13 protein-coding genes are annotated in these 12202 nt (G+C 63.8%); 12 read left to right on the forward strand and 1 reads right to left on the reverse strand.

Annotated elements, in window-relative coordinates; all coding sequences use genetic code 11:
• The first annotated feature begins 16 nt into the window (after positions 1-16).
• From HCA61_RS19675 to HCA61_RS19730, 11 genes are all read left to right on the forward strand, one after another.
• The gene (locus tag HCA61_RS19675) at positions 17-1225 is read left to right on the forward strand and encodes an MraY family glycosyltransferase (RefSeq protein WP_169689873.1); all 1209 of its coding nucleotides are present in this window, start codon (positions 17-19) and stop codon (positions 1223-1225) included.
• Positions 1226-1236: 11 nt separating this feature from the next.
• Positions 1237-1722 (forward strand): hypothetical protein, encoded by a 486-nt coding sequence (locus HCA61_RS19680; RefSeq protein WP_169689874.1) that lies wholly within the window; start codon positions 1237-1239, stop codon positions 1720-1722.
• Between the two features lie 260 nt (positions 1723-1982).
• Positions 1983-2831 (forward strand): F0F1 ATP synthase subunit A, encoded by an 849-nt coding sequence (gene atpB, locus HCA61_RS19690; RefSeq protein WP_206040303.1) that lies wholly within the window; start codon positions 1983-1985, stop codon positions 2829-2831.
• A 90-nt stretch (positions 2832-2921) separates the two neighbouring features.
• A complete protein-coding gene (locus HCA61_RS19695) occupies positions 2922-3176 on the forward strand; it encodes an ATP synthase F0 subunit C (protein WP_169689876.1) in 255 nt (84 codons plus the stop codon).
• 13 nt (positions 3177-3189) lie between these two features.
• Positions 3190-3753, forward strand: a complete 564-nt coding sequence (locus HCA61_RS19700) for a F0F1 ATP synthase subunit B (RefSeq protein ID WP_169689877.1) — start codon at positions 3190-3192, stop codon at positions 3751-3753.
• Between the two features lie 5 nt (positions 3754-3758).
• Complete coding sequence (locus tag HCA61_RS19705; RefSeq protein ID WP_169689912.1) at positions 3759-4574, forward strand: F0F1 ATP synthase subunit delta; 816 nt, start codon at positions 3759-3761, stop codon at positions 4572-4574.
• 60 nt (positions 4575-4634) lie between these two features.
• Entirely contained in the window at positions 4635-6278 is a 1644-nt protein-coding gene (atpA, locus tag HCA61_RS19710) for a F0F1 ATP synthase subunit alpha (RefSeq protein WP_169689878.1), read from the forward strand.
• A gap of 48 nt (positions 6279-6326) precedes the next feature.
• A complete protein-coding gene (locus HCA61_RS19715; RefSeq protein ID WP_169689879.1) occupies positions 6327-7301 on the forward strand; it encodes a F0F1 ATP synthase subunit gamma in 975 nt (324 codons plus the stop codon).
• 6 nt (positions 7302-7307) lie between these two features.
• Entirely contained in the window at positions 7308-8756 is a 1449-nt protein-coding gene (atpD, locus tag HCA61_RS19720) for a F0F1 ATP synthase subunit beta (RefSeq protein WP_169689880.1), read from the forward strand.
• Between the two features lie 6 nt (positions 8757-8762).
• Positions 8763-9128: a F0F1 ATP synthase subunit epsilon gene (locus HCA61_RS19725; protein WP_169689881.1), complete on the forward strand. Its 366-nt coding sequence runs from the start codon at positions 8763-8765 to the stop codon at positions 9126-9128.
• A gap of 51 nt (positions 9129-9179) precedes the next feature.
• Entirely contained in the window at positions 9180-9602 is a 423-nt protein-coding gene (locus HCA61_RS19730) for a DUF2550 domain-containing protein (protein ID WP_169689882.1), read from the forward strand.
• 8 nt (positions 9603-9610) lie between these two features.
• On the opposite strand, the gene HCA61_RS19735 is transcribed toward HCA61_RS19730, so the two are convergent.
• Positions 9611-10183, reverse strand: a complete 573-nt coding sequence (locus HCA61_RS19735) for a cob(I)yrinic acid a,c-diamide adenosyltransferase (protein ID WP_169689883.1) — start codon at positions 10181-10183, stop codon at positions 9611-9613.
• Positions 10184-10240: 57 nt separating this feature from the next.
• Between HCA61_RS19735 and murA the strand changes: the two genes are divergently transcribed.
• Positions 10241-11503: a UDP-N-acetylglucosamine 1-carboxyvinyltransferase gene (murA, locus tag HCA61_RS19740; protein WP_169689884.1), complete on the forward strand. Its 1263-nt coding sequence runs from the start codon at positions 10241-10243 to the stop codon at positions 11501-11503.
• The last annotated feature ends 699 nt before the right edge of the window (positions 11504-12202 follow it).

Here is a 12202-nt window from a genome sequence, read left to right on the forward strand (position 1 = left end):
TGGAGGACAGGAGTTCGTGACTTCAGTCGACTCAGCGGCCGGGGTGCTCGCCCAGTCGGGGCAGGGCGCCGGGGTGCCGATCCGAGAGCTGCTACTCGTTCTCCTCACCGCGGCGGTGGTGACGTTCCTTTCCACCGGTCTCATCCGCATCCTCGCGACGAAGTTCGGGGCGGTGGCGAAGCCCCGCGACCGCGACGTGCACGTGACGCCCACCCCCCGGATGGGCGGCGTGGGTATCTACCTCGGCCTTGTCGTCGGAGTCTTGTTTGCGCAGCAACTCCCTGCTCTGACAAGGGGATTCGAATTCACCCCCGACATGGGCGCGACTCTGGTGGCTGCGACGATCATCGTGCTGGTCGGCATCATCGACGATCGATGGGGCCTCGACGCGCTCACCAAGTTCGTCGGGCAGGTCACCGCTGCCGGGGTGCTCGTGGTGATGGGTGTGAGCTGGATCGTCATCTACAACCCGTTCGACGGCTCCACCCTCGTGCTCGACCAATTACAGGGTGGTCTCATCACGGTTGCAGTGGCCGCGGTGATGATCAATGCGATGAACTTCGTCGACGGGCTCGACGGTCTCGCGGCGGGGCTGGGTCTGATCGCCGCAGTGGCGATCTGCATCTTCTCGGTGGGCTTGTTGCTCGATCAGGGCGGCGACGTCTCCGCGTATCCACCGGCGCTGATCGCCGCCGCACTCGCAGGAGCATGCCTCGGCTTCCTTCCTCACAATTTCCAGCCCGCGCGGATCTTCATGGGCGACTCGGGATCGATGCTGATCGGTCTGATGCTCGCGGCAGTCTCGACCAGCGCGTCCGGGCGGATCCCGCTCAGTGCCTATGGTTCCCGCGACCTGCTCGGTCTGTTGTCTCCGCTGATCCTGGTGGGTGCGGTGACATTCATTCCGATCCTCGACCTGTTGCTCGCGATCGTCCGTCGAACCCGCGCCGGTGTGAGCCCGTTCAGCCCGGACAAGATGCACTTGCACCACCGACTGTTGCAGATCGGTCACTCCCACCGCCGGGTTGTGCTGCTGTTGTACTTGTGGGTCGGAGTCCTCGCATTCGGCGCTGTGGGGTCGTCTCTACTGGACCGGACGGCCGTCGTGCTCCTGACGGCGGGCGGGCTGGTGTTCGCTCTGGTCGTCACTGCAGTGCCCTCGCTTCGGCATCACGACGACGGCGGTGGTGGCGGCCGGACCGGACGCCACAAACGCGTCCGTTAGGCTCGATGATCGTGAGCTCTTCTGATCAGCCCGACTCGAATCCGATCCTGCCCGCGCTGCCCGACTCGGCGGCCCCGATGCGCGCAGCGGTCCGCTACGGCGTCCTGGGTCTGCTCGCCCTCACCGTGATCGCCTCGGTGATCGGCTACTTCGTCGCCGACCTCCCCGGAGTGTGGGGGGCGCTGATCGGAGCGGCTGTTGGCGGTGGATTCATCCTGTTCACCGCGCTGGGTGTGCTCTTGACGGCGAAGCTGCCTGCGATGACGGCCGGCGCCGTTCTGCTCGGAACGTGGCTCTTGAAGCTCATTCTGGCGATCGTCGTCATGGTTCTGCTCGAGCCACTCGATTTCTACGACAAGGGCGCGTTGGTCCTCACGATCGTGTTCGCATTGATCATCGTGCTGGGGGCGGAAACCTACGGTGTGCTGTCGCAACGCGCGCTGTACGTCGAGCCTCACTCGTCCGGCGATGAAACCACCGGCAACGACACGCAGTAGTAGGTCTGTTTGTCAATTACTTCGCAGCGAGTGCCCCACCTACGCACTGTCGTAGAACAGTTGATAGTGTGAGCCCTACGCGAGTGGCACTGTGTGCACCTACTGGGTGAGCGCGAGCAGTTGTCACTTGGTAGGCGGTCGTGTTCAAATGGCCGCCGAGTCGACGAGAGTCGCCGACAACGGCAGAAGCAGAACCGAGCACAGCGGTTCGGAGCACTGGCGCACACGCGAGCCGACCTGGTCGACTTGTTGGATCGTCAATGTCCGATCGAACCGCAGACGGCAATGCCTGCGGCCGACTACGGGAGAGAGCGCTGAGCGTCACCACCTTGGCAGCCGGAGAATTCCACGCGCCGTCACTAGCTGATTTTTTCCCACCGGCAGTCCTGTTCGAAGGTACCCCCTTCGAGATGGACCGGCTGATGATCATCCGCGTCGCCATGGCAGTGATCGTTGCGCTGTTCTTCGTTCTGGCGATGCGCAGTCCGAAGATCGTGCCCCGCGGCGTTCAGAACGTCGCCGAGATCATGCTCGACTTCGTCCGGATCCACATCGCCGAGGACATCCTCGGTAAGGAACAGGGACGCCGATTCCTTCCGGTCATCATCACCATCTTCTTCTTGGTGATCGGGCTCAACCTGACCGCGGTGATCCCGTTCATCAACATCTCGTCGAACGCCCGTATCGGTATGCCGATCGTGCTCGCCGCGCTCGCCTATATCGTCTTCAACTACGTGGGCATCAAGAAGTACGGCTTCTTCCGCTACGTGAAGAGCAGCATCGTCATCCCAAACCTGCCGCCCGCGTTGCACCTTCTGGTGATCCCGATCGAGTTCGTCTCGACGTTCATTCTGCGCCCGTTCACTCTCGCCATTCGTCTCATGGCCAACATGCTGGCCGGCCACATCATGCTGGTGCTGTTCTTCAGTGCCACGCAATTCTTCTTCTTCGATTCCGACGGATTGATGAAGGTGTTCGGCATCGGCTCCGTCATCGGCGGCATCGCGTTCACCTTCTTCGAGCTCCTGGTGATCGTCCTGCAGGCCTACATCTTCGCGCTGCTCACCGCGGTGTACATCGATCTGGCTCTGCACGCAGAAGAGCATTAGCTCGCCGACCAGCACCACCGACAGAAACACACAGACTGACTCGGTTGCCGACCCCCGGGGCCGAGCCACAAGAAAGGGAATGGAACACCAATGAGCGTTGCGCTTCAGGCAGTCGATGTCCTCGCACAGGAAGAGACTGTTTTGCTTGGTCTCGGTGCAGTCGGCTACGGCCTCGCCGCCATCGGCCCCGGCATCGGCATCGGCATCGTCGTCGGCAAGGCGATCGAGGGTATGGCCCGTCAGCCCGAGATGGCCGGACAGCTGCGCACCACGATGTTCCTCGGTATCGCATTCACCGAGGCCCTTGCGCTGATCGGCATCGTTGCCGGTTTCATCTTCAGTTGATTTGGTGGTCACGATGGCTGACAGCATCCTGATTCTCGCGGCAGAGGAAGGGGAGATCCCCAACCCCCTGCTCCCCGCGACGTACGACATCGTCTGGTCGCTGGTCGCCCTGATCGTCGTCGGTTTCGTCTTCTGGAAGTACGTACTTCCGATGTTCCAGAAGGTGCTCGACGAGCGTTCGGAGCTGATCGAAGGCGGCATCAAGAAGGCGGAGGAAGCCCAGGCAGAGGCGAAGGAAGCGCTCGAGCAGTACCGCGCTCAGCTCGCCGAAGCTCGCACCGAGGCTGCACAGATCCGCGAGGAGGCCCGCACTCAGGGCCAGCAGATCATCGCCGATATGAAGGTTCAGGCACAGGAGGAGAGCGACCGCATTGTCGCTGCCGGTCACAACCAGCTGCAGGCCCAGCGTCAGCAGATCGTGGCCGAACTCCGGAGCGACCTCGGTCGCAGCTCGGTCGATCTCGCCGAGAAGATCATCGGCGAGTCTCTCGCCGACGACGTCAAGCGTGCCGGCTCGATCGATCGGTTCCTCAACGAACTCGACTCCCTCAGCGCTGACTCTGCATCCGGAAAGTGAGCACAATGTACGCAGCAAGCCGTGAGGCACTCGCTCATACGCGGTCCGCACTGCAGTCCGCCTTGGGCTCGGGTGCCGAGACTGCCGCTGCGGCTCAGGCCGGCTCGGAACTGCTCTCGGTGGTCGAGGCGCTCGACAGCCAGCGAACCCTTCGCGGTGCGCTGGCCGACGCCTCGGCCCCCGCTGCCGTCCGCGAGACGTTGGCCGAGCAGGTCTTCGGGAGCAAGGTTTCGGCCGCAGCTCTCGCGACCGTGAAAGCCGCGGTGGGCAAGGACTGGTCGGCGCAATCCGACCTGACCAACTCGCTCGTGCAGCTCGGTCGTGAGGCCCTGCTCCAGGCAGCAGCAAACCAGGACCAGCTCGACACCGTCGAGGACGAGCTCTTCCGGCTCGGCCGCATCGTTGCAGGCAACGGCGAACTCGAGCAGGCTCTCTCCGATCGGAACACGTCGGTGGAGGCCAAGCGCGAGCTCCTGTCGCGTCTGCTCTACGGCAAGTCGACGGCGATCACCTCGACTCTCGCTGTCCATGCGGTCGGCCGCCTGAAGGCGTCCCCGGCCGACACGTTCGACGAGTTGTCGGCACTTGCCGCGACGCAGCGCGACCGGGCCGTGGCCCATGTGCGCAGCGCGGCCGCTCTCACCGGAGAGCAGTCGGACCGGCTTGCTGCGACGCTGACCCGCGTCTACGGGAAGCCTGTGACGGTGCACGTCGAGGTCGATCCCGAGCTTCTCAGTGGATTGGTCGTCCGGGTGGGCGACGAGGTCATCGACGGTACGGCGGCGGGGCGACTCGCGGCAGTGCGCAAGAGCCTCACGTAGTCCACTTCCGAACACACACCTAGATCTTTTCGAAGACCAGATACCGAGAGCAGGAAGAACATGGCGGAGCTGACGATCTCCTCCGACGAGATCCGTAGCGCGATTGACAATTACACCGCGAGCTACTCCCCGGAGGCCTCCCGCGAGGAGGTCGGCGTCGTCGTCGACACCAGTGACGGCATCGCGCACATCAGCGGTCTGCCGTCGGCGATGGCCAACGAGCTGCTGGAGTTCCCCGGTGGCGTGCTGGGCGTGGCCCTCAACCTCGAGGCAACCGAAATCGGTGCCGTGATCCTTGGTGACTTCCAGGGCATCGCGGAAGGCCAGGAAGTCAAGCGGACCGGCGACGTTCTGTCGGTGCCGGTGAGCGACAACTTCCTCGGACGTGTCGTGAACCCGCTCGGTCAGCCGATCGACGGCCTCGGCGACATCGAAGCCGACGAGACCCGCGCCCTCGAGCTGCAGGCAGCGACCGTTCTGGAGCGTCAGCCCGTCGAGGAGCCGCTCCAGACAGGCATCAAGGCCATCGACGCGATGACCCCGATCGGCCGTGGCCAGCGTCAGCTCGTCATCGGCGACCGCAAGACGGGCAAGACCGCCGTCTGCATCGACGCGATCCTGAACCAGAAGGCGAACTGGGAGACGGGCGACCCGAAGCAGCAGGTCCGCTGCATCTACGTCGCAATCGGTCAGAAGGGTTCGACCATCGCGGGCGTCAAGCAGGCCCTCGAGGAGAACGGCGCGATGGAGTACACCACCATCGTCGCGGCTCCGGCCTCCGACTCCGCCGGCTTCAAGTGGCTCGCCCCCTACACCGGCTCGGCTCTCGGCCAGCACTGGATGTACCAGGGCAAGCACGTCCTCGTGGTGTTCGACGACCTCACCAAGCAGGCCGAGGCCTACCGTGCCATCTCCCTGCTGCTGCGTCGCCCGCCGGGACGTGAGGCTTACCCCGGTGACGTCTTCTACCTGCACTCGCGTCTGCTCGAGCGCTCCGCCAAGCTTTCCGACGAACTCGGTGGCGGCTCACTGACGGCTCTGCCGATCATCGAGACCAAGGCGAACGACGTCTCGGCATACATCCCGACCAACGTCATCTCCATCACCGACGGCCAGGTCTTCCTCGAGTCCGACCTCTTCAACAAGGGCGTCCGTCCGGCGATCAACGTCGGTATCTCGGTCTCCCGTGTCGGTGGTGCCGCACAGACCAAGGGCATGAAGAAGGTCTCCGGCTCGCTCCGTCTCGAGCTCGCGCAGTTCCGTGAGCTCGAAGGCTTCGCTGCCTTCGCATCCGACCTCGACGCTGCCTCCAAGGCTCAGCTCGAGCGCGGCCAGCGACTGGTCGAGCTGCTCAAGCAGGACCAGTATTCGCCGATCGCTGTCGAGGACCAGATCGTCTCGATCTACCTCGCCGGTGAAGGTGTCTTCGACTCCGTCCCGGTCGCCGACATCCGTCGCTTCGAGGCTGAGCTTCTCGAGGACCTGCACCGCAACGCTGCAGGCGCCTACGAGCAGATCGCCGGCGGCAAGGCACTGACCGACGAGTCCGCCGACGCCTTCAAGGCAGCAACCGAGAAGTTCAAGGAAGGCTTCATCGCCTCCGACGGCAGCCGCGTCGTGAACGACCCCGAGGCCGAGGCTCTCGGAGCCGACGAGGTCGAGCAGGAGCAGGTCTCCGTCAAGCGCACCTCCGTACGCAAGTGAGCGTGGAGACCATGACCCAGCGTCCAGTGAAGGGAGTGTGATCGACGAATGGCGAACTTGCGTGAGCTCCGCTCGCGGATCAAGTCGGTCAACTCGACCAAGAAGATCACCAAGGCGCAGGAACTGATCGCGACGTCGCGCATCACGAAGGCTCAGGCCCGAGTGGCAGCATCCAAGCCGTACGCCGAGGAGATCACCAAGGTCCTCTCGGAACTGGCGAGCGCGTCCGCGTCGTTGGATCACCCCCTGCTCAACGAGCGCGAGAACCCGAAGCGTGCCGCAGTGCTGGTCGTGACCAGTGACCGCGGTATGGCCGGTGGTTACAACTCCAACGTCCTCAAGGAGGCGGAGGAGCTTCGCCAGTTGCTGATCAGCGAGGGCAAAGAGCCCGTGCTGTATGTGCTGGGCGGTAAAGGTCTGGCGTTCTACACGTTCCGTGAGCGTGCGGTTGCCGGTGCGTGGACGGGGTTCTCGCAGGAGCCCCGGTACACCGACGCCGCGAAGGCAAGCCGGCATCTGGTCGAGCTGTTCATGGCCGGTTCCGGTTCCGAGGTTCCCGCTCCGAATGGAGACGGCACCATCGAGGGCGTCGACGAGCTTCACATCGTCTACACCCGGTTCGTGTCCATGCTGACCCAGACCCCCGAGGTGCGTCGCATGGCGCCTCTCGAGGTGAGCGTCACCGAGGACGAGATCGAACTGGGCGAAGACATGCTCAGCGACGGTCATCGTGACTCCGGACCTCGGCCCGACTACAACTTCGAGCCCGAAGCCGGCACGCTCCTTGCCGCGCTTCTGCCGAAGTACATCAGCACGCGAATCTTCGCGTCGCTGCTGGACGCAGCAGCCTCCGAGTCGGCTGCCCGTCGTACCGCGATGAAGGCCGCGACCGACAACGCCACGGAACTGGTGAACACCCTCAGCCGTCAGGCCAACCAGGCCCGCCAGGCCCAGATCACCCAGGAAATCAGCGAGATCGTCGGCGGTGCCGGTGCGCTCGCCTCGAGTGCAGGAAGTGACTGAACCACAATGACCGCAGCAGTTACCGACAACAACGCCGGTGCGGCGTCGGCCCTTGCCGGGCGCGTCGTCCGCGTCATCGGCGCCGTCGTCGACGTGGAGTTCCCGCGTGGCGCCGTGCCCGAGCTGTTCAACGCCCTGCACGCAGAGGTCACTCTGCCGTCCGTGGCGAAGACCCTGACCCTCGAGGTCGCGCAGCACCTGGGTGACAACCTGGTCCGCACGATCTCGATGCAGCCGACCGACGGCCTGGTGCGCGGCGCAGCCGTCACCGACTCCGGCCGTCCGATCTCCGTGCCCGTCGGCGACGTCGTCAAGGGCCACGTGTTCAACGCGCTGGGCGACTGCCTCGACGCGCCGGGCACCGGTCGTGATGGCGAGCAGTGGGGCATCCACCGCAAGCCCCCGGCCTTCGATCAGCTCGAGGGCAAGACCGAGATCCTCGAGACCGGTATCAAGGTCATCGACCTGCTCACCCCGTACGTCAAGGGCGGCAAGATCGGTCTGTTCGGTGGTGCCGGTGTCGGCAAGACCGTTCTGATCCAGGAGATGATCACCCGTATCGCGCGTGAGTTCTCCGGTACGTCGGTGTTCGCCGGCGTCGGCGAGCGCACCCGTGAAGGCACCGACCTCCACCTCGAGATGGAAGAGATGGGCGTCCTTCAGGACACGGCCCTCGTCTTCGGCCAGATGGACGAGCCGCCGGGAACGCGTATGCGCGTCGCCCTGTCCGCGCTGACCATGGCGGAGTACTTCCGCGATGTTCAGGGCCAGGACGTCCTGCTGTTCATCGACAACATCTTCCGTTTCACCCAGGCCGGTTCGGAGGTGTCGACCCTTCTCGGTCGTATGCCTTCCGCCGTGGGTTACCAGCCGACGCTGGCTGACGAGATGGGTGAGCTCCAGGAGCGCATCACCTCGACCCGTGGTCGCTCGATCACCTCGCTGCAGGCGATCTACGTCCCCGCCGACGACTACACCGACCCGGCGCCCGCGACCACGTTCGCGCACCTCGATGCGACCACCGAGCTCTCGCGTCCGATTTCGCAGATGGGTATCTACCCCGCTGTGGACCCGCTGACGTCGACCTCGCGAATCCTCGAGCCCGGCATCGTCGGGGCGGACCACTTCCGCGTGGCCAACGAGGTCAAGCGGATCCTGCAGAAGTACAAGGAACTGCAGGACATCATCGCCATCCTCGGTATGGACGAGCTCTCCGAAGAGGACAAGGTCACGGTCAACCGTGCACGTCGTCTTCAGAAGTTCCTCGGCCAGAACTTCATCGTCGCTGAGAAGTTCACCGGCCAGCCGGGTTCGGTCGTGCCGCTGGCCGACACCATCGAGGCGTTCGACCGCGTCTGCAAGGGCGAGTTCGATCACCTGCCCGAGCAGGCGTTCAACAGCTGCGGTGGACTCGACGACGTCGAGGCCGCAGCCAAGAAGATCGCCGGGAAGTAGGCCGCGATGGCTGAAATGACCGTGGACGTCGTCGCTGTCGAGGAGCGCCTGTGGTCCGGGACGGCGACGCTGGTCACCGCTCAGACCACCGAAGGTGAGATCGGCGTGATGGCCGGTCACGAGCCGGTCCTCGGCCAGCTCGTCGAAGGTGGCGTCGTGTCCATCAAGACCGCGGACGGCGAGCGTATCGTCCTCGCGGTGCACGGTGGGTTCCTTTCGGTGACCGCGACGACGGTTACCGTGCTGGCGGAATCTGCAGATCTGGTGGAGACCATCGACGTCGAGGCGGCCAAGGCCGTTCTGGCCGAGAGCCAGGACGAGGCCGAGATCGCGGTGGCCAAGGGGCGCTTGCGCGCCGTCGAGCGAGCCTGAGCAAGACAACAAGGAAAGCCGCGACGGAGCCGACGAGCAGTGTCAGTAGGAATGATCGTTCTCATCATCCTGGTGTTGCTGCTCGCGGCTGCCGTCGCGGCTCTTCTTTTTCGCTTCATCAAGTTGCGTCGCGGTGGTACCGCCGCAATCGTGCGTGTCATGCCACGCAGCAGTGGTTCCGGCTGGAGACACGGGATCATCCGCTACGGCGACAACACACTCGTCTTCTACAAGCTTTCGAGCATCAAGCCGGGCCCGGATTCGCGAATGAGTCGCCAGGGCATCGATGTGCGGTCCCGACGTTCTCCTGAGGGCAGCGAATTCGACATCATGACCGACGACATCGTCATTCTCGACATCGTCGACAATGACAGCAATTTCGAGGTGGCACTCGACAGCGGCGCACGCACGGCGTTCCTGTCCTGGCTCGAGTCCAGGCCGGACGAACGTTCGCAGCGCCGCCGCCTCGGGTGAGCCTGCCCTTAGGCTCCCGCGCCGGGCTTCCAGAGCACGTCACCATCCGGATTGGTGATCCGGCTGAGAATGAACAAAAGGTCGGACAGCCGGTTTAGGTACTTCGCGGGGAGAACACTCGTGGTGTCCGGCGCGGCGTCGACTGCAGCCCACGCTGCTCGTTCCGCGCGGCGTGCCACAGTGCGTGCCGTGTGCAGTAGCGCTGCTGCTGCAGTGCCCCCGGGAAGAATGAACGAATTCAGCGGTTCGAGCTCCTCGTTGAATTCGTCGCACCAGCGTTCGAGTCGGTCGATGTACTCCTGTGTGATCCGCAGCGGCGGATACTTGGGGTCTTCGACGACCGGAGTGGACAGGTCGGCGCCTGCGTCGAACAGATCGTTCTGGATCTGCTGGATTACCGGGACCAGACGGTCCGGAACGGACCCGAGTGCGAGCGCTACACCCAAAGCCGCATTGGTCTCGTCGCAGTCGGCATACGCGACCAACCGTGCGTCGTTCTTCGATACTCGGGAGAAGTCGCTGAGGCCCGTAGTTCCGTCGTCGCCGGTGCGGGTGTAGATCCTTGTGAGGTGGACAGCCATGGCCGCCACGGTACCGGCTCCGATGCAGTCGGAGTGACCTGGTTACGCTGTGTCGTTGTGAGTGAACGCTTTCTTGTGACCGGCGGTAGCCGGCTGGTCGGTGACGTCCGTGTCGGCGGTGCCAAGAACAGTGTGCTCAAACTGATGGCAGCGGCCCTTCTGGCCGAGGGCACCAGCACGATCACGAATTGCCCGGACATCCTCGACGTCCCCCTGATGGCCGATGTGCTGCGCGGACTCGGCTGCGAGGTAGTGCTCGAGGGCGACGAAGTTCGCATCACGACGCCTGCGCAACCCGAATACCACGCTGACTTCGCTGCGGTTCGGCAGTTCCGCGCATCCGTGTGCGTGCTCGGTCCGTTGGTCGCGCGGTGCAGGCGCGCGGTAGTGGCACTGCCCGGTGGCGATGCGATCGGCTCCCGTCCTCTCGATATGCACCAGACAGGGCTTCGGCTCCTCGGTGCACAAAGCTCGATCGAGCACGGATGTGTGGTGGCCGAGGCCGAGGATCTGCGCGGCGCTGCGATCCGGTTGGCGTTCCCGTCTGTCGGCGCGACCGAGAACATCCTCATGGCTGCTGTTCTGGCCAAGGGAGAGACCACGATCGACAATGCAGCTCGTGAACCCGAGATTGTCGATCTGTGCACGATGCTGGTCCAGATGGGTGCACGAATCACCGGCGCCGGAAGCACGACGCTTCATATCGTGGGTGTGCCTTCGCTTCAGCCCGCTACGCATCGGTGCATCGGCGATCGTATCGTGGCGGCCACATGGGGAATCGCCGCAGTCATGACCCGGGGCGACATGGTCGTGCGCGGAGTGAACCCGAAGCATCTCGCATTGGTCCTCGAGAAACTTCGGGGTGCAGGTGCGGAGGTGACACCGCACATGGACGGGTTCCACGTGGTCCAGAACGACCGGCCTCGCGCGGTCAACTTCGCGACGCTGCCGTACCCGGGGTTTCCGACCGACCTTCAGCCGATGGCGATCGGACTGGCCGCGGTCGCCGACGGAACGTCGATGATCACCGAGAACGTCTTCGAAGCGCGCTTCCGATTTGTCGAGGAGATGATCCGCCTCGGTGCAGACGCGCGTACCGACGGACACCACGCTGTCGTACGGGGCGTCGAAGAACTGTCGAGCGCCCCCGTGTGGGCATCGGACATCCGTGCCGGAGCGGGACTCGTCCTCGCGGGTCTGTGCGCCGATGGCGTGACCGAGGTCCACGACGTCTATCACATAGATCGCGGGTATCCGAGGTTCGTGGAGATCCTGAGCGAGCTCGGAGGAAGCATCGAGCGTGTCGGTAGCGAGGACTGACATCCACTCCGTCCCCTCGAACGGGGAAACCTTCTGACCTTGGAAGGTGACGGTCGGCGAACACCTGATCGCCCAACGGTCCCACCGACATCTGTGCGTCCAAGGTATACGGCGCTGCCGGTATCCACATCATGCGCGATGAAACCCGCGGCTTTGAAGGTGCGCCACGTCCGTTGAACATCGAAATCCCCTGCGATATCGGGTTGTTCGTCGAGCGTTGGCATCCTTCGGCGGGACGTCCTGCAGTGCTGTGCTGCGCGTCACCAAGGCCGAACTGTTCGCGGACGGGCCGGTATCGGGAGCGTGACCTGGGTGAATGCCGGATGGAAACCGTTCTACCAGCGGGTTTGGCAGTCCGTTCACAGTCGCGTAACTTATTCCAGGTCAGAGCGACACGGACACCGACCCGGACCGCAAGGTCAGGGACAACGAGGTTGGACGAAGGCGCCTGAAAGTTTCACCGGCCGTCAATCTTCTGGTAAGGTTGGAGGCCGCACCACTTCCGAAAGTGGTTGCGAGAACGAGCAAGTAACCCCCGAGAGAACGGACAATTGTCCGAGATCAACGGTGTGTGCGTGTTCTTTGAGAACTCAACAGTGTGCCGATGAATGTCAGTGCCAATTATTTTTGGTGCGATCACCGAAATTGTTTCGGTGATCGAATTGTGCTGATCATCACATTCTTCCGTCTGTGGTGGTC

The sequence above is a fragment of the Rhodococcus sp. HNM0563 genome (assembly GCF_012726195.1).
Taxonomy (GTDB): Bacteria; Actinomycetota; Actinomycetes; order Mycobacteriales; family Mycobacteriaceae; genus Rhodococcus.